This window comes from Marvinbryantia sp. (genome assembly GCF_047017445.1).
Classification (GTDB): domain Bacteria; phylum Bacillota; class Clostridia; order Lachnospirales; family Lachnospiraceae; genus Marvinbryantia.
Window position 1 is genome coordinate 158,332 of sequence record NZ_JBKXTT010000002.1, and the last position, 17,519, is coordinate 175,850.

The following is a 17,519-nucleotide window of genomic DNA, read 5'->3' on the forward strand; positions in this document are numbered from 1 at the left end:
CATGGCCGAACAAAATCCAATCAGTAAAAAAGAGATGACGCTCAGTCTCTCCGACATTGAACATACCGCTAAGATCTGCCGGGCGCTTTCCTCGGAAACCCGTCTGGAGATCCTGCGCTGTCTCGTCGGAAAGCCAATGACGATCAGTCAGCTCGCCGAGCAGTTCTATCTTCCCATATCCTCGATGAGCCTCCACATCAACACCCTAAAAGATGCCGGGCTTATCACAGTGCTGCCAAAGCCCGGCATCCGCGGCACAAGAAAGCTGTGCGGCATTTCCGCCGCCAGCGTTTTTCTTGATCTGTTTGCCCACGAAAACCGTTTTGTCCGCAAGCCGCCTGCTTACATTTATATGCCGATCGGACATTATTGTAACTGTGAGGTCACACCGCCCTGCGGGATCGCCACGGCAAATTCGTATCTTTACGAGGAAGATTCCCCTTACGGCTTTTATTCCACCGATCACATCAACGCCTCTCTGCTCTGGCTCACAAGCGGTTTTCTGGAATACCAGTTTTCCAATGAAGCCCTGCATACCGGCGAGGTAGATCACATAGAATTTTCCTTCGAAATTTGTTCCGAGGCGCCCGGTTTTAACAACGACTGGCCCTCCGACATCTGTTTCGAATTAAATCACAGGCACATTGTCACTCTGCACACACAGGCAGACTACGGCGGACGGCGCGGTATCTACAATCCCTCCTGGTGGAATGATTCCAACACACAGTTCGGCGAATTCAAAATTATCCACATCACACACACAGGATGTTACATTAACGGGCAGAAGGTTTCCGACGAGACCATTGAGAGCCTTGCGCTCTTAAACGGCTATTGCTTCACCTTTACCCTGAAAGTAGATGCAGACAGCGAGCATGTCGGCGGAATGAATCTCTTTGGAAAATTTTTCGGAGACTATGCGCAGGATATTATTATGAAGGTGGATTATGTGTGATGCAGCATCTGTGCGGGCGCTCATTAATCTCCCGGATTTTCTTCACATCACATTTTGGTTTTCTGTCATAAGTCAGCAATCCATTGATCTCCTGCTCCACGTCAGTGAGCTGCGTGTAACAGAAGCCCCACAGTGCCTTTGACGCGTACACAGCATCAATCACACGGCTATATGCCTCCAGAAATTCCTTCTCTGTGTCCGCGCAGGTGTAGCCCCATCCGGAGCAGCGGGCCGCGTCATAGGCAATACCGCCAAATTCCGTCAGCATGATCGGTTCTCCTCTGTACGAATATCCGTCCACGTAAATACTGCGCCAGGTAGAAGGATTCCGGATCAGCCCTTCCCGGTCCGCAAGCATTTCCCGGTACTGCGCATATATCTCCGGTTCATCCTTCCCGCCGTGCCGGTAGTTGTGTATGGCGCAGATATCCGTTTCCGTCATCTGCCATCCGTCATTAGACACCACCAGCCTGGTATCATCCAGCGCGTGAAGATAATGATACATCGTCAATGCAAAATGCTGCTGGCATCTGTCCCTCTCGATCTGCGGAACTCCCCAGCTCTCATTTAACGGAACCCAGGCAACGATACACGGATGGTTGTAATCCCGCTCTACAATTTCACGCCACTCGCAGAGCATCTGTCCGGCGGTTGCTTTGCTGTACATCACTGGTGAAGGCGATTCTCCCCACACCAGAAAGCCCAGACGGTCTGCCCAGTACAAAAACCGTGGATCCTCTGCCTTCTGATGCTTACGACAGCCGTTAAAGCCCATGTCCTTCGCCAGCGTGATATCGCGGACAAATGCTGCATCCTCCGGCGCTGTCAGAAGCCCTTCGCGCCAGTAGCCCTGGTCAAGCACCAGCTTCTGATAATAAGGCTTGTTATTCAGATACACCATCCCGTTCTCTGTATGTATCTTTCGAAAGCCAAAATAAGAAGCAGCCCTGTCCCGGATATTCCCGTCCGCTTCCACGAGACTCAGCTCCACATCAAAAAGTACAGGATGCTCCGGCGTCCATGAAATTCCCTCGTCATGAATATTAAGATGGAAGATCTGCGAACAGATCACATCCACCGAAGCCTCTGCCGTTTCTGCGATCCACGCAGTACTTCCCTCCGCGATCCTGGCGCCTTCCAGAAATACCCGGTATTGCAGCATATCCTGTGCAGAAACCCGGGCGCCCCGGCAGCAGATATCCACCCTTCCTTCATCAAAGCGTACTTTATAAGTCACATTTTCAATATGTTTCTTCGGCACCCATTCCAGCCATACTGTCTGCCAGATCCCGGTACTGTTTGTGTACCAGATCGCGTCCGGCTTCTCTCTCCAGAACTGTTTTCCGCGCGGAATAAATTCGTCTGTATGAGGGTCAAATACACGCAGGACAATCTCCTGCATCCCCGCTTTCAGGTAATTTGTGATATTTACAGAAAACGGCGTACATCCGCCGGTATGCGTTCCCGCCAGACATCCGTTCACATAAACTTTTGTGTCATAATCGACAGCCCCAAAGTGCAGCAGGATATCCGTCTGTGCATCCGGTTCTTCCAGCTCCACACTTTTCCGATACCAGACAATGTCGTGCGGCTCACTGCTGCCGATGCCGCTCAGCGCGCACTGATAGACAAAGGGCACCTGTATGGTCTGCGCAAACGGTCCTCCGGACGCATACCATTTTTCTGTCAGTCCCCGGTCTGCATCATCAAATGCAAATTCCCATTCTCCATTTAAACTCCGCCATGTTTCTCTCACAAACTGCGGTCTGGGATATTCTGTTCTTCCTGTCACTGCTTGTTCCTCCAGCCTTTTTACATTTCCTGCTTTTTTAAAATCCTTATCCTGTTTACTGAATGCGGCTTCAGGCAAACCTTCCTGTCAGGCAGCGCCAGCGTTGTCACCTGCGGATAAATGTTCTGCTCCTCCCATGAATTCATATCTGATGTTTTTGGCGCATACAGGGTCGTAACCTCCGCCAGAGAGCTCCCGTCCTCCTGACAGTCCATATGCGGAAGACAGATTTCTGCTTCTTCCTCTAGCGAACGGTTTACCACAAAATAAATCTGCTCTCCTGCAGAATTAATGCCCGCCGCAGCGTCCACTACCGGCACTGCCGACAATGGCTCGATATTTCCAATCTGTTCCTCTGTATCATAGACCGGAGAATCTGTTTCAATCTCCAGAATTGTGTCAAGATCACTCTCTGCATAGAGCTTCAGCACATAATAGCTTGCTGTCCCGAACGCGTGTCCGTCCCGGCTCACAATGCAGCCTCCGGGCCATCCGTTTACCAGATCTGAATAATTGCAAAGCAGCAGCTTTTCCGCGTTACGCAGAAACATATTCAGCATCCCCGCATTAAAAATAGCCGCCTCCAGCGTCTGCTCCCGGTAAGAATCAATAATCGTCCCCAAATTATACTCTGTCACCGCAAGGAGCTTCTGCTTTTCTGTTCCGTCATTCATCACACGCCAGCTCTCCTGCAGAATTTCCTCATATTTTTTCACGCTTCCCGCTACCGCGTAATAAATATCTTCATTTCTGAATCTTTTTCCTTCCATGGATTTCAAGGCATACATATGAAGGCACAGCACATCCATGTGATCCCCGATCACCTGCTTTACCATCCGGTTCCAGTCCTGTGAACGGCAGTCGCCCTCCCCTCCGCAGACCATAAAAACAATGGTGTCATCCTTCTCCTTCATCTGCCGGTAAAACTCCATATAGCGCCTGCTGTAATCCTCCGAGCTGCTGTGCCCGATCTCCCATTCACCGAAGATCTCATTTCCCAGATCCCAGTATTTCACATGATACGGCTCCGGATGGCCATTCTGTGCCCGCATTTTCCCGTAAGTGGTGTCTGCGCTTCCGTTACAGTATTCCACCCAGTTTGCCGCCTCCTGCGGTGTGCCGCTGCCAAAATTAATACATATCATCGGCTCACATCCCAGCTTCTCACAAAGGGCAAGAAATTCATCGGTTCCAAAGCTGTTGTCTGTATACCCGCCCCAGTGGCGGTTTCTCCGGTATGGTCTCTCATCAATCGCGCCAATCCCGTCCGCAAAATGATAGCAATCCGCAAAGCAGCCTCCCGGATAACGGATCACCGGCGGCTTCAGCGCTTCGATATGCTCATACACTTCCCTCCAGATACCGGCCCTGCGGTCCGACGGCATCAGTGACGCCCCGTCCAGCCAGATTTCTCCTTCTCCCGGCAGACGGATCTCAAACACTGCCTCCCGGCAGGCGCGATCCGGGCAAAATGCAAAAGAATACTTTTTCCAGTTTGTCTCTACAGAGAATTCCCTGCTAAAAAGCTCCCTGCCCTGCCCGTCGCGGATCAGCAGCAGTATCCTGGTCTCTTCCCGCGCTTTCAGCCAGATATATCCGTCATACTCCTTCTGCTCCAGCACCAGATTTTCCTGTGCGATCCCCACATAGCCATCGTAATCGTTGTAGCAGACAATGTGCTGCGCGTACCCGTCCCGGGCGATGCTCTCCTTTGCATCCAGCGTTATCTCAAAAGCATTTTTACAGCCGGTGCGCACCCAGCCCTCTGCCACATTTGGATTGCCGTCCACAACCCCCGCCGGGATGTCTTTGCGTTTGTCAAAGCCCCTGTTTTTCAGAAGCTGGCTCCACATTCCCTCATCAATGCAGTCCCGCATAAATTCTACAAAGTGTCCGAAGATCAACGGATTCATTTCCTTTTGCGCACCTTTTGTTTTTATCGTCACTTTTCTCATCAAGCTTACCCCTTCATTCCCGACATTGCAATTCCCTGTACAAACTGCTTCTGTGCAAACAGATAAAGTATAAAAATCGGCAGGATCGACAGGCAGGCGCCAGCCATGATCAGCCCGTATTCCACCACATGCGTCCCCATAAATGTCGCAAGCCCTGCAGGCAGCGTCTTTTTGCTGTCTGAAGTCGTGAGGATCAGCGGATACAGAAGGTCATTCCACTGCGCCATGAAATGGAAGATAAACAGAGATACAACTGCTGCCTTACACTGCGGAAGCATAATTTTCCAGAAGATCCGGAATTCCCCTGCACCATCGATCCTTCCCGCTTCCTCCAGACCCTTTGGCAGTGAAATAAAGAAGGAACGCATCATAAAAATTCCAAAAGCACTTGTCGCCCGCGGCAGGATCAGCCCTGCGTAAGTATTGATCAGCCCCAGCTTAAATACTTCTACAAACAGCGGCAGCATTATCACCTGGAAGGGAATCATCATGGTTCCCATCACCAGCAGAAACAACACATTTTTCCCTGGAAAATCCATTCTCGCAAATGCATAGCCCGCCATTGTGTCTAAGGCGAGTGAAATCACGGACACAGACAGCGCAAAAATAATCGTATTCTTATAATATGTCAAAAACGGAATCCGCTCCCAGATTTCCCGGTATGCATCCAGACTGAATGTTCCGGAAAAGAGTTTCGGCGGATAAGCCACAATATCTGCCTCTGCTTTAAAGGAAGTAACCAGCATCCAGATGAATGGATATAATATAATGAATACCAAAAACAAAAGTACCACCAGCGAAAGCGCCTGGCCGCCCATTTTTTTCCATCCTCTTTGTCTCATCTTCTCTGCCCTCCTACATCATCGCACTTTGCTCATTTCTGGTCATCCGCCGGAAGGTAAGTACCGATACCACAAAAGTGAGCACAAAAAGCGCTACTGCAATGGTGGACGCATAGCCCATATCAAAAGATTCAAAAGCTGTGCTGTAGATCAGCTGCACCAGTGTCTGGGTCTTAAACAGCGGACCGCCCTGCGTCATTACATATACCTGGTCAAATACCTGGAAGGAGCCGATGATGCAGTCCACGATCGTAAAGCTTAACGTCGGCATCAGCATCGGCACCGTGATCTTCCAGAATTTCTGGAGGCCGCCCGCGCCGTCGATCTCTGCCGCCTCGTAATATGTCTCATCGATTCCGTTCAGCCCTGCCAGCAGGATCACCATGTAAAACCCAAGCTTCTTCCACACGCCGATCAGAATTACCGTCGGCATTGCCCAGGTGGTGCTTTTCAGAAGGTCGATCGGTTCGAAACCGAGGCATTCAATCCAGTAACAGAAAACTCCGATATCTTTATTGATCAGAAAGCTCCAGATAATGGAGATTACCGTCATAGAACAAATTGCCGGAATAAAAAATACTGTTTTGCAAAAGCTGTGGAACCAGCTCTGCCGTTTTACCAGAACAGCAGCGATCAGCGACAGCATAATCTGCAGCGGGACCGTGCATACAGTATAATAAATTGTATTCCACAGAGCATTAAAGAACTTGCCATCGTGAAATAACTTCTGATAATTTCCAAACCCCTGAAACTGAAAGTTCGTGAGCATCATATTAAAATTGAAAAAGCTGAATATAACTGCAACAATCAGCGGTATAAAAACAAACACCGCCAGTACCGTCATGGAGGGCAGCACAAACAGTATTCCCGCCCGCTTCCGTGCATACCCCAGAGATTTCTTTTTCACGCAACGCACATCCTTTCCGTAGCTTCTGCCCAGCCAGACTAAAAAACGTCCACCAGACGTTTTTGTCGTATGCATGGCAACAAAGCGCTGCTGCCCGATGCGGCTATTCCCGGAGGTCCGGGATCTGCGATACATCGCACAGCAGCGTCTTCTCAGCTATTTAGTTTAACAACATCTCAATCGCTGCATTAGCCTCGTCTAACGTTTCCTGAACATCCGCATTTTCCAACAGGATTTTTTCGAATGCCGGAGTAATTGCCTGATTGTCGATCTCCGCAAAGTTCGTCAGATTCTGTAAATACATTTTGCTCGCATCCAGCGGCTTGGAAAACTCTATGATATATGGATTCTCAGACAGAGCTTCCTCATCGATATCGGTTCTTGTGGGAGCAAATCCTGTGCCAAGGCACCATTTAATCTGTGTTTCCGCCGAATTCCACCACTGGAAGAAATTATAAACCGCTTCCTTCTGCTCACTGGAAGAAGTCAGATACATGCCAACGCCATTTCCCTGTGTCACCTGCATCACCGGTCCTTCCGGTGCCTGCGCAACGCCAAAATCAATGCCTGCCGCTTCAAATCCGTTGGTCGCCCACGGTCCGCAGAAATACATTGCCAGCTTCTGGCTCTCAAACAGCTTGTCGATCTCTCCGCCGGTCAGCACAGCCGGACCAAACTCCTTATCACGGATGTTCTCCGCCCACCGGGTAATCGTCTCTACATTCTGCGCACTGTTGAATACTGCCGTGCCATCTTCAATAAAATCACCGCCGTTGCCCCAGAGCATGATACACCACATCGGCGTCGTCTCCTTGAGTGCCATAGTAAAGCCATACTTATCCGTATTATCAACAATCTGCTGTGCATACGCCTCCAGCTCATCCCAGGTAGTCGGCGGAGCTTCCGGATCAAGTCCTGCTTCCTCAAAAATTGTTTTGTTATAGTAGAGCAGCAGCGTTGCATAGTCCATGGGAACTCCATAATATTCCCCATTATATACCAGACTGGATCTCAGCGCCTCCGGCACTACGTCCTCCTCAATATATCCTTCTGTCCATGCATCGTTGACTGATACATATGCTCCCGCCTCAGCATAAGCGCCCATCCGCTCCGGTGCCATCGCCACAAAATCCGGCCCTTCTCCAACCGCAAGCGTGGTGGACAATTTCTGGTAAAGGCTGTCCCACGGCATAATGCTCATGTCTATTTCAATGTTTGCATCGTTCGTCTCATTGTATTCCTGCACAAGTGCTTCCAATGTCTCCTGATCCGAACCCGTAAAGCCATTCCAGAACGTAATTACCGTCTTTTCTCCTGCATCTTCTGCTCCGGCAGCAGCCGAAACTCCCATCACCATACCTGCACCTAACAACAGAGCCATTATTCTCTTTGCCTTCATGATTTTAATTTACCTCCTTTGCCCTTTCTGTCCTACTCTCCAATTTATTCCAATATTTCTGTATTATATTGATGATATTTTCGTGTTTTTTTATTCATTATACAGATATACCGGAATTCTCGGTTCCTGTTCAAAATAAACATTTTTACCTTATGTCAGCGCTGTGTTTTCGGTATTTTGTTGTTTATAAATGTATTATATGGGGTATTTTCGTATATTTCAATAGTTTTCTTTTTGTTTGCTGTCATTTATTCCCTGTGCAATTATTTAGTACATTTTTTTCGTAGTAAATACCTGCACAGTATTAAAAAAAGCTGCTATGACCGCAATTGCGATTTACAGCAGCTATAAAACTATTACGTAACTATTCTATTCCTTTCAGCAGCTCCACAATACATGTAAAGCTCGCAATATCCCAGGCAGCCCTGCCGATAAACAGACCGTCTACGTTTTTACAGTTTGCCAGCTGCACGCAGTTTTGCGGATTTACACTGCCGCCGTAGAGAACCGGAATTTTGTTTCCGTTTTCTCCAAAAAGCTCTAAAAGCTGTTCCCGTATGATCTCATGCACATACGCCACATAATCTGCAGAAGCTGGCGTTCCGGAAGGGCCGATAGCCCAGGTGGGTTCATATGCAACCCAGAGTCTTTGGCTCTGCTGTACACTCACATCAAAGAATGCCATTTTTATCTGCCGCCGTATGACCTCCGGGGTCACTTGAAACTGTTTATCCCCGGCACGCTCTCCCACACAGAGCAGCGGCGTCATCTCAAATTTCAGAGCCGCCTTCACTTTTTTATTCAGATCTGCGTCGTTCTCATTATAATACTGGCGTCTCTCCGAATGACCGAGCTCCGCAATCTGCACACCGATTTCCTGCAGCCAGACCGGCGAGATCTCCCCTGTATAATTGCCCTCCTCCTCCCAATGCAGATTCTGGGCACCCAGCAAAATGTCGGTATCTTTTATGGCTTCCTTTGCCATCTGCAGGTGCGTAAAAGGCGGTATCATAAAAAACTGAAAAGCCGGAGCGTCTGCCGCCAGTATACGCACTTTTTTGAGATACGCCGCTGCCTCATCAAAGGTTTTGTGCATCTTCCAGTTCGTCCCAAGCAAAAACCGCTTCACAGATCACCACGTCCTTTCCTCAGACCTTTGAAAATGCCGCCATATTGCGCTCTTCCAGCTCCCGGATAGCATTTACCTTTGGCGTAGAATTACCATCTGCAAATTCCAGCGACAGCCACTCGGCAGTCACCTTCTTTGCCAGTTCCGGTCCGATGATCCTGGCGCCCATGCAGAGCACGTTCGCATCGTTACTCAGTTTTGCCCGCTCCGCAGAATAATTATCGTGGCAGACTGCCGCCCGGATCCCCGGAAATTTATTTGCCGTCATAGCCATACCGATCCCTGTCCCGCATATTAAAATCCCTTCTTTTTCATAATTGCTTTCAATTATTTTATTGCAGACCTTTTCTGCAATATAGGGATAATACGTGTTATCAAGGATGCTGTCGCAGCCTATGTTTTCCACCTCATATCCCTTTGCCTTTAAGAACGCAATGATCGTCTGTTTCAGATCCACTGCTGCGTTATCGCAGCCAATCACAATCTTTTTCATTCGTTTGCTTTCTCCTTTTTTACCCATTCCAGAAACGCACCAAACATCAGCATGACCGAAGTTGCCCCCGCATCCTGAAATCCGATCGCGCGTTCCATCAGACATTTTGCCCGGCCAAATTTTGCCGGATAGTTTTTGGTAGCTTCCACACCCTTTTTTGCCGCGTCAAATGCACGCTGGAAAAGCTCCCCGAAGGAAGTCCCCCCGCAGCTGTCCATTGCATCGCAGGCTGGTTCCAGTGCGTCCACCATCGTCTTATCCCCCGGCTGTGCTCCGCCTCTCTGTTTTACTGTATCCAAGCCTTTTCGCATCATCTGTGCAAACTCTTTTGTATCGACGCATTCTTTTACTTCCATGCCTTTTACCGCTCCCAGAAAAACAGAGCTGAAAATTACACCGGAAGCTCCTCCCATAGAGCCAAGCATTGCCATGCCAGTCTGACGGAAAAGCTGGTTAATATCGGAGTATTCTTCTCCTGCCAATTTTTCTTTTACCGCTGTAAAGCCAACTGCCATGCCAATACCATGATCCCCGTCCCCGATTCTGGAGTCGACCTCGGTAAGCAGAGGTTTGCTTTCTATGATCCGTTCCGCCATAAACAAAATCATGTCTTTCATTTGCGGCGTATGTATGATATTCATTTACACTCCCCCTTATTTTTTAAAATAGTAAGGACTATAGCAGGGAGCATCATAGTATTTTTTCAGTTCCTCATCCATACGCATAAGGCTGATAGAGGCTCCCGCCATTTCCTGACAGGTAATATAGGAATTTACATCCATATGATGTACGATAATTTCTTTTTCTGACAATCTTTGAATCAATCTCCGGTTTAAAATATACAGCTCCGCAAGCGTAGTAGAGCCAAGACCATTGATTAAGGTGCAGACCTCTTCTCCCTTTTGGATCCCCGATTCTTCCAGAAGCTTTTCCAGCAGGATATCCACGATCTCATCCGCCTTCTTCATTTCCATGCGCCGGATTCCCGGCTCCCCGTGAACCCCCATCCCAAATTCAATTTCATTGTCCGGCAAAGAAAAAGCCGGTTTTCTCTCTCCCGGTATCGTACCGCCGGACAGGGCTGCGCCAATGCTGAATGTATTGTCTCTGGCCTTTTGAGCCACACGGCAGGTCTCATCCAGATCCAGTCCCGCTCCGGCTGCAGCCCCGGCTACTTTAATTACCATGACTGCCCCGGCAATTCCTCTTCGGTCGGTGATCCGCTCTCTGGAAGCAGATGCCACATCATCCCATACCCGGACGGTTCTGCAGGAAATATCCATATTCTCCAGAAGCTCACTGGCCATATCGAAGTTCAGATTATCCCCGCTGTAATTGCCGTAGACAAATAACACGCCCTTCCGGCGCTCCACCTCCAAAACTGTCTGCATAATGGTGTTTGGATCCGGCGATGCAAAAATGTTGCCGTTAGCGCTGGCATCCGCCAGATTCTCTCCCACGAACATCCCATACATGGGTTCATGTCCGCTTCCCCCGCCGATCACAAGCGCCACCTTATCTTTCACATCCTTTACCCGTACGCCCTTCACGCCTTTCACCTGAACGTAGCGCTCCGGGAAGGTCTGAACAAAGCCCTGAATCGTCTCTGCAGGCACGTTTGCAGGGTCGTTTATCATCTTTTTCAAATCCCTCTCCTCCTTTATGACCAGTCAGCACAGGCGGGTACTGTTTTCACAGCCCCGCCCGTCCTGTGACTTATTTTTTAAATTTCAGTACATTTATGGAATGCTTCTTTAAAACGATGTCACAGCGGTTTTCTTTTGTAGCTGCACTATCCAGCTTTTGCACCTTAATTGTGTCAGGCTGGTCGGCAGTGTTGGCTGCGTCTATCTCTTCTGCATAAATGGTATAGCCTTCCAGAGAAGTCACTTCCTTTTCCCAGAAGAAATGCAGGGATACTTCCATGTCCTCCTCCGGATGTTTATTTACCAGGGAAACATAAATGGTTCCATCCTCATCTCCCGTTACCGCCGCGTCCACATAGCTGCTTCTGTGATTGTCTCCGTCATTTCCGGAGAACAGCTCCAGAAGGTCAATGCTGATCTTCTCCCGGCCGATTTTCTGGCTTTGCGGAAGCTTTACGGAATAGGACTCGCCCACCACGTCCGCCTGATAAATCTGTTTTCCTGTCTGATGACGCAGCAGCTCAAATACCGGGAACTGTGCGCGCCTTACAATGCCCTGTTCTGTAACAGATAACGCTCCCGTAATGTTTACAAAGGTAGAATAGTTTGCCATGCCGATGGTCTCGCCGTTCCGAATAAACATGTTTAAAATCAGAGCCGTTACCAGCGCGTTCTGCAGCGTGTAGGCCTTATCGTCCTCTGCGTTTTCCAGGGCCCATCCATTGAAATTCCATTCATCCCATGCAACTTTAATGGAAGAAGCGGTATCATTCATTCCCGCAGTGATAGCTGAACAGGTCATCTTATGGAGCTTTTCCATATAATCGCCGATACACATCGTTTCCAGGTAATTTTCCTGATTAAAAGGTCCCCACACGCAGGAGTAATGATGTGCAGAAATATAGTCGATCATCTGCCAGAGCTTTTTTACAACCGTTACATTCCAGTCAGTAATCTGCTCATAGCCGCAGGCCACCAGTTTAATAGTCGGATCTACCCATTTAAGAGCTTTGGCAAACTGGAAGGCCTTATCCGCATACTCCTCGGCTGTATAATTGTTCATCTGCCAGGGACCGTAGCTTTCATTTCCCAGGCCCCAGTATTTTACGCCGAACGGTTCTTCATAGCCATGGCTTCTGCGCAGGTTTGCATAGTAAGTATCTCCGGTTCCGTTACAGTATTCGATCCAGTGCATGGCTTCTTCAATGGTTCCCGTTCCCATATTAACGCAGATCAGCGGCTCTGCTCCCACTCTTCTGCAAAGTTCAATAAAGTCTGCTGTACCGAACTGATTGCTCTCCTCTGTCAGCCAGGCATACTCAAATACCTTCTTCCGGTTTTCTTTTGGTCCGATGCCATCTTCCCAGTGATAATTGGAAACAAAATTTCCTCCCGGATAACGCATGATCGTAGGTGCCACTTCTTTCAGCGCCTCAATTACGTCCAGGCGGAATCCATCAGCGTCTGCATTTGGATTACCCGGATCATAATAGCCGCCGTAAATATTTCCAAATGCATGTTCACAGAAATGTCCGAAAATTTTCGGATCCACCTCTCCGCGGGGTACATTTAAGTTTACATAAATATTTGTCATTTTCAACACACCACATCCTTTAGCGTTAATAATCAGTCATGCTTTCTCTCATACCACTTCTCTACCAGCGCTTCTCCGCTTTTTCTCTCTTCATCAAACTCCAATGTTTCGATAATTAATCCCATGCTTTCAAGACCGTCATAATATGCGTAGCTTCCGGTAGGCCAGCTTCCTCTCTGCATCATCTTCAGCCCCTTACTCTCCAGATACTCCTGGGTTTTGTCGTTGTCTGCCACCTTCCATGCCACATGATGGATTCCCGGTCCATGCTCCTTAAGATAATCTTTCCATACGCTGGGACCGTCATCAGCCGGAGACATAAACTCAATCTGTACCGATCCAAAATCATAAAAAGCCCCCTTGAAATTTCCGTCCACCTTCTGTCCCATGTAAGTGACGTCCGCACCGTCATATACAACAGTTCCGTTCAGACCAACCTCTGCCTGATGTGCAAAGCCAAATATCTCCTGCACTTTTTTTGCCGCCTCTTCCACATCGCGGACAACTACACCGATCTGCCAGACAATACTTGTATCCATTTTGTTCATTATATTTTCCTCCTTTTTTGATTGTTTACTTTTCCATCGGCAGCCCCAGATCTCTGAAAAAGGCTGTCCAATACGGTAATTTTTCAGTTGCCTCTCTGGAAATCTTATCCAGATATGTTAAATCATCTTTTTCGATCTCAAACATGAAGCTGTTAATATTCTGCTGTATCTGTTCCGGCGTTTTTCCTCCCATCAGGATAGAGGTAATGCCTTCCTGGTAATTCAGCCAGTTGATCGCAAGCTGTCCGCAGGTCACTTCATATTTCGCCGCTACTGGTTTCAGCTTATCTGCAAGCTCCACGCAAACAGGGAAGTATTTCTCCTCATACAGGAATGTGCCTACCCGGTCGTCATTTTCCGGAAGCTTAAAGGATTTATCGTACTTTCCGGTTAAGATTCCCGTAGCCGTCGGGCTATAGGGCACGATTGAAATCTCGTTTTCCAGACAGTAGGGCTTTATTTCTTTGTCTATCGTCCGCCACAGAAGACTATAGCCCGGCTGGATTACATCCACTCTGCCCATGGCGCAGACCCTCTTCATCTGCTCCAAGGTAAAATTTGATACCCCGATGGTACGGATCAGCCCCCGCTCTTTTAAGGAAAGCATGGCTTCCATGGTTTCCTCCACCGGAATAATCCCCTTCGGATCCGGATAATGAATGTAATATACATCCAGATAATCCGTGCCCAGACGTTTCAGGCTGTTCTCACAGGCCTGTATCGTATCTTCCTTTCTCAGATGGTCATACCATACCTTGCTGGCAATATACACATCTTTTCTTCTGCCGCCCAGAGCCTTGCCCAGAAGCGTCTCCGAGTAGCCGTCTCCATAACACTCCGCCGTATCAAAAAAGTTGATCCCCTCTTCCAGCGCAATGTCCACCCCGCGCTGAAACAGCGCGTCGTGTTCCGCCGACCAGACGCTTCTGTCCGGCGCCCAGCCACCCAGGGCCGCCTTAGATACCTTCCATCCAGTCTTTCCCAATGTTTGATATAACATCCTTTCACCTTCCTTATCCCTTCAGACCTGAAGTCGAAATTCCCTCTACGATATACTTCTGACCGACGGCGTACAGTACAATACAGGGGAGTGCGATCAGGGTTGCCGCAGCCATCAGATAATTCCACTGAGCCGTATAGCTTCCGATAAATTCACGAAGCCCCAGCGCCAGCGTATAGTTAGCCTCCTTGTTAATATAAACCAGCGGATTCAGATAATCGTTCCACAGATAAAAGAATCCAAAAAGCCCTACCACTATTACCCCGGATTTTGCCAGGGGCAGATACACCAGGAAATATTCCTGCAGATATCCGGCTCCGTCAATTCTCGCAGACTCTCCCAGCTCTTTCGGCAGACTCTTGAAATACTGCCGCAAAAGAAAGATATCAAACACACCTCCACCCATAATATTTGGCACGATCAACGGCGCATAGCTGTGAGACAACCCCACATTGGACCAGCCGATGAAGGTGGGAATTAGAGTAACTGCCGGCGGCAGGATAATTCCGGTCAGCAGGATCATAAATACTGTGTCGCGGCCTACCCACTCCAGTCTCGCAAAGCTGTATGCACACATAGGCGCCACAAACACAATACCGATCATAGACAGGCCTACGATAATGATGGTGTTCGCATATTCCCGAAGCAGATGGATCCGCTCAAAGGGAACGATATAATTCTCCCACGCCAGCCTGCTGGGAATAAACTTCGGGACTACCGATAATACTTCCGTTGCCGGGCTCAATGAGGTTTTTACCATCCAGAAAATAGGAAAAATAAACACAAAAGCCAGAAGCGTCAGTAAAATGTACTCCACTGCCGTTACTTTCTCGTTTCTCATACATGTCCCTCCCTAATCTGAATAGTGAACCCATTTTTTTGAGCTTCCAAAAATAATGGCAACCACTGCAAAAATCACAATAAACAACAGCCAGGAAATGGCGCTTGCCTTTCCGAAGCGAAACGAACCAAATGCCTCTTTGTACAGATAATAAACTACAAAGTTCGACGCATTGCTTGGTCCTCCCTTTGTCATAATGTCCGCCTGGGTAAAAATCTGGAATCCCGAAATAATCGTATTGATCAGATTTACCAGAATCGTCGGCGTCAGCATAGGGATCGTTATTTTAAAGTGCGCCTGGAGTTTGGTTCCTCCATCCACCTTAAACGCTTCATAAAGCTCTCCCGGTATTTCCTGCAGACCTGCAAGATAGATCATCATGGTCATGCCGCTCCACCACATACTCATAACCGCCAGGGTAGGCAGTACCTGTGATGTACTGGTCAAAAACTTCTGCGCCGTTCCTCCCAGAGATTTGATGACCCAGTTTACCACGCCCATATCCGGGCTTAACAGCCATGCAAAGATGAAACACGACGCAATTACCGGAAAAACAGACGGAATATAAAATATCGTTCGAAACAGTGTTCGGAATTTCAATTTTTTTTACCATGGCCGATGCCAGTATATACGCCAGCACATTTGTAAAGATCACATATAAAATCACATAAATCACTGTGACTTTAAAAGAGTTATAGGTAAACGTATCCGCATTTGTCAGCAGATCCTGATAATTTTTTAACCCCACCCAGTGAGTCTCTCCAATGACCCGGTAGTCCGTGAAGCTGTAATAAAGGCTCATCAGCATCGGTCCGATCATGAAAATCAGATATTTCAGGATAATCGGGGCGGCAAACAGCATCCCCACGATCTGCTCTTTCTTTTTATATCTTCCGCGTTTTTTTATTTTCTTCGTAATAGCCATGACTCCCTTCTTTCTTTGCACGCTAATCATAAACAGAGTCTTTTGTCCGCGGCAGCGCGCATTTTACCCGCCGCCGCAGTACAAAGTTGCTTCTTAAACTCCCGACAGACTACTTAAAATAGTAGCCATCACAGTATGCATTGGCCGCCTCAGCAATTTCATTGATCGCTTCCTCTGCGGTTGCTTCGCCGTTGTAGGCCTTCTGAAGAGCCGGACCTACCAGATTGTTAATATCCGTAAAGTTCTTTACATTGAAGCTCGGAACCAAAACAGAATTTTCCAGGGTCGGTTTCAGAACTGCCGTCGTAAAGTTATCGGTATGCACTTCGTTGTCTGTCCAAAGTGCTACTTTTTCCTCATCTTCATAGTATTCCTTTAAAAGCGGCATCCAGCATCCCTTCGTGTACTGGGAAATTGCGCCTTCGGTGTTGCTCAGCCATTTAAAGAGCTGCCAGGTTGCATCCGGATCATTGTCTGTCTTATATGCCGTCAGCGCCATAAGACCGATGGTCGTGGGGTTTTCGCCTCTTCCGCTTGTGGGGAACGCTGCCATATCATACTGTCCCGGCTGTCCCTGCTCACAGAAAGTCAGCATAGACCATGCGCCATCCAGCATCATAGCAGTCTGCCCGGATAAAAGGGATACATCCATTGCCGGCATATTGGCAAACTGCAGCGGGCTCGGTGATACGTGATGTACATTAACCAGATCACTCATAAACTGCAGCGCTTCGATCGCTTCCGGAGAAGTCAGTCCGAAGGAACCATCCTCATTTATCCAGGAACCGCCGAAAGAATTCAAAACACCGTCAAACTGATAGTGCCAGGAGTCAAACATCAGACCATAGCGTGTGATGCTGGTCGGATCAAAATCCGCAGACTCCGCGGTATTGCCATTTGCATCTGTCGTCAGCTTCTTTGCCGCTTCGAGAACCTGATCCCAGGTCCAGGGATTTTCCGGATCTGCAGACGGGACTTCTACGCCAGCTTCCTCAAAAACACTCGGATTATAATACAAAATCAGCGGTTCACAGGAAAGAACGGTACCAAACGCTTTTCCTTCCTGATACTCCAGGAATGCATAATCTACATAATCTTCCTTCGTAACAGTCGGATCAGAGTCATTTTCCATCAACTCGTATAAATCCAGCAGAACGCCATCCTCTGCCCAGCCCGGGAGGTAGGACGGATCGATCCAGGAAATGTCGGGCGGATCGCCTGCTGCCAGCATCGTTGCAATCGCTGCATTATCTCCAGAATTAATGTGCTGCGCTTCCACCTTAATATTGGGATGCGCTGCTTCGAAGCCCGGAATTACTTCTTCCTCTATATTTTTCTTTTCCGTATCGGTTCCCCAGTAAACCAGTTTCAGTGTTGTTACTTCTCCGTCTTCCGCAAATGCGGTGGGCACCATTGACGATGCCATTGCTGCTGCCATCAGTACGCATACTAAACTTTTTTTCTTCATTCTTGTTCTCCTTTCATTTACATTTTCT

The 17,519-nt window shown here is 48.3% G+C and carries 16 protein-coding genes; 1 reads left to right on the forward strand and 15 read right to left on the reverse strand.

Annotation, left to right across the window (positions count from 1 at the left end; translation table 11 throughout):
* Position 1: 1 nt before the first annotated feature.
* Positions 2 to 952, forward strand: a complete 951-nt coding sequence (locus tag ACLU9Q_RS02730) for an ArsR/SmtB family transcription factor (protein WP_412624623.1) — start codon at positions 2 to 4, stop codon at positions 950 to 952.
* On the opposite strand, the gene ACLU9Q_RS02735 is transcribed toward ACLU9Q_RS02730, so the two are convergent.
* The 15 genes from ACLU9Q_RS02735 to ACLU9Q_RS02805 all read right to left on the reverse strand — a co-directional run bounded on the left by ACLU9Q_RS02735 (position 930) and on the right by ACLU9Q_RS02805 (position 17,491).
* Positions 930 to 2,744, reverse strand: a complete 1,815-nt coding sequence (locus tag ACLU9Q_RS02735) for a glycoside hydrolase family 2 protein (RefSeq protein WP_412624624.1) — start codon at positions 2,742 to 2,744, stop codon at positions 930 to 932. The two genes, ACLU9Q_RS02730 and ACLU9Q_RS02735, sit on opposite strands and share 23 nt — an antisense overlap.
* Positions 2,745 to 2,764: 20 nt before the next feature.
* The gene (locus tag ACLU9Q_RS02740; protein WP_412624625.1) at positions 2,765 to 4,699 is read right to left on the reverse strand and encodes an alpha-L-arabinofuranosidase C-terminal domain-containing protein; all 1,935 of its coding nucleotides are present in this window, start codon (positions 4,697 to 4,699) and stop codon (positions 2,765 to 2,767) included.
* 5 nt (positions 4,700 to 4,704) lie between these two features.
* The gene (locus tag ACLU9Q_RS02745) at positions 4,705 to 5,541 is read right to left on the reverse strand and encodes a carbohydrate ABC transporter permease (RefSeq protein ID WP_302591952.1); all 837 of its coding nucleotides are present in this window, start codon (positions 5,539 to 5,541) and stop codon (positions 4,705 to 4,707) included.
* A 13-nt stretch (positions 5,542 to 5,554) separates the two neighbouring features.
* Positions 5,555 to 6,448 carry a carbohydrate ABC transporter permease gene (locus ACLU9Q_RS02750; RefSeq protein ID WP_412624626.1) on the reverse strand — a complete coding sequence of 298 codons (894 nt, stop codon included), beginning with the start codon at positions 6,446 to 6,448 and terminating at the stop codon, positions 5,555 to 5,557.
* A 160-nt stretch (positions 6,449 to 6,608) separates the two neighbouring features.
* Positions 6,609 to 7,847: an ABC transporter substrate-binding protein gene (locus ACLU9Q_RS02755; protein WP_302591950.1), complete on the reverse strand. Its 1,239-nt coding sequence runs from the start codon at positions 7,845 to 7,847 to the stop codon at positions 6,609 to 6,611.
* A 364-nt stretch (positions 7,848 to 8,211) separates the two neighbouring features.
* The gene (locus ACLU9Q_RS02760; protein WP_302591949.1) at positions 8,212 to 8,976 is read right to left on the reverse strand and encodes a triose-phosphate isomerase; all 765 of its coding nucleotides are present in this window, start codon (positions 8,974 to 8,976) and stop codon (positions 8,212 to 8,214) included.
* Between the two features lie 19 nt (positions 8,977 to 8,995).
* Complete coding sequence (gene rpiB / locus ACLU9Q_RS02765) at positions 8,996 to 9,469, reverse strand: ribose 5-phosphate isomerase B (RefSeq protein ID WP_302591948.1); 474 nt, start codon at positions 9,467 to 9,469, stop codon at positions 8,996 to 8,998.
* Positions 9,466 to 10,110, reverse strand: coding sequence for a dihydroxyacetone kinase subunit DhaL (gene dhaL / locus ACLU9Q_RS02770; RefSeq protein ID WP_302591947.1), 645 nt, complete (start codon positions 10,108 to 10,110; stop codon positions 9,466 to 9,468). Before dhaL ends, rpiB begins: the two co-directional genes overlap by 4 nt.
* A 12-nt stretch (positions 10,111 to 10,122) precedes the next feature.
* Positions 10,123 to 11,106 (reverse strand): dihydroxyacetone kinase subunit DhaK, encoded by a 984-nt coding sequence (locus ACLU9Q_RS02775; RefSeq protein WP_302591981.1) that lies wholly within the window; start codon positions 11,104 to 11,106, stop codon positions 10,123 to 10,125.
* A gap of 79 nt (positions 11,107 to 11,185) precedes the next feature.
* Positions 11,186 to 12,709 (reverse strand): alpha-N-arabinofuranosidase, encoded by a 1,524-nt coding sequence (locus tag ACLU9Q_RS02780; RefSeq protein ID WP_302591980.1) that lies wholly within the window; start codon positions 12,707 to 12,709, stop codon positions 11,186 to 11,188.
* 32 nt (positions 12,710 to 12,741) lie between these two features.
* Complete coding sequence (locus ACLU9Q_RS02785; RefSeq protein WP_302591946.1) at positions 12,742 to 13,257, reverse strand: VOC family protein; 516 nt, start codon at positions 13,255 to 13,257, stop codon at positions 12,742 to 12,744.
* Between the two features lie 25 nt (positions 13,258 to 13,282).
* Positions 13,283 to 14,257: an aldo/keto reductase gene (locus ACLU9Q_RS02790; protein WP_302591945.1), complete on the reverse strand. Its 975-nt coding sequence runs from the start codon at positions 14,255 to 14,257 to the stop codon at positions 13,283 to 13,285.
* Positions 14,258 to 14,270: 13 nt separating this feature from the next.
* Positions 14,271 to 15,098, reverse strand: coding sequence for a carbohydrate ABC transporter permease (locus tag ACLU9Q_RS02795; RefSeq protein WP_296831643.1), 828 nt, complete (start codon positions 15,096 to 15,098; stop codon positions 14,271 to 14,273).
* A gap of 12 nt (positions 15,099 to 15,110) precedes the next feature.
* Positions 15,111 to 15,698 (reverse strand): carbohydrate ABC transporter permease, encoded by a 588-nt coding sequence (locus ACLU9Q_RS02800; protein WP_412624627.1) that lies wholly within the window; start codon positions 15,696 to 15,698, stop codon positions 15,111 to 15,113.
* A gap of 434 nt (positions 15,699 to 16,132) precedes the next feature.
* A complete protein-coding gene (locus ACLU9Q_RS02805) occupies positions 16,133 to 17,491 on the reverse strand; it encodes an ABC transporter substrate-binding protein (RefSeq protein ID WP_296831639.1) in 1,359 nt (452 codons plus the stop codon).
* Positions 17,492 to 17,519 lie beyond the last annotated feature (28 nt).

Excerpts from the sequence above, each read along its gene's own strand:
- ACLU9Q_RS02785 (WP_302591946.1), bottom strand. The coding sequence starts at position 13,257 with ATGAACAAAATGGATACAAGTATTGTCTGGCAGATCGGTGTAGTTGTC.
- ACLU9Q_RS02780 (WP_302591980.1), bottom strand. The coding sequence starts at position 12,709 with ATGACAAATATTTATGTAAACTTAAATGTACCCCGCGGAGAGGTGGAT.
- ACLU9Q_RS02730 (WP_412624623.1), top strand. The coding sequence starts at position 2 with ATGGCCGAACAAAATCCAATCAGTAAAAAAGAGATGACGCTCAGTCTC.
- ACLU9Q_RS02740 (WP_412624625.1), bottom strand. The coding sequence starts at position 4,699 with ATGAGAAAAGTGACGATAAAAACAAAAGGTGCGCAAAAGGAAATGAAT.
- ACLU9Q_RS02745 (WP_302591952.1), bottom strand. The coding sequence starts at position 5,541 with ATGAGACAAAGAGGATGGAAAAAAATGGGCGGCCAGGCGCTTTCGCTG.
- ACLU9Q_RS02790 (WP_302591945.1), bottom strand. The coding sequence starts at position 14,257 with ATGTTATATCAAACATTGGGAAAGACTGGATGGAAGGTATCTAAGGCG.
- ACLU9Q_RS02795 (WP_296831643.1), bottom strand. The coding sequence starts at position 15,098 with ATGAGAAACGAGAAAGTAACGGCAGTGGAGTACATTTTACTGACGCTT.
- ACLU9Q_RS02805 (WP_296831639.1), bottom strand. The coding sequence starts at position 17,491 with ATGAAGAAAAAAAGTTTAGTATGCGTACTGATGGCAGCAGCAATGGCA.
- rpiB (WP_302591948.1), bottom strand. The coding sequence starts at position 9,469 with ATGAAAAAGATTGTGATTGGCTGCGATAACGCAGCAGTGGATCTGAAA.
- dhaL (WP_302591947.1), bottom strand. The coding sequence starts at position 10,110 with ATGAATATCATACATACGCCGCAAATGAAAGACATGATTTTGTTTATG.
- ACLU9Q_RS02775 (WP_302591981.1), bottom strand. The coding sequence starts at position 11,106 with ATGATAAACGACCCTGCAAACGTGCCTGCAGAGACGATTCAGGGCTTT.
- ACLU9Q_RS02755 (WP_302591950.1), bottom strand. The coding sequence starts at position 7,847 with ATGAAGGCAAAGAGAATAATGGCTCTGTTGTTAGGTGCAGGTATGGTG.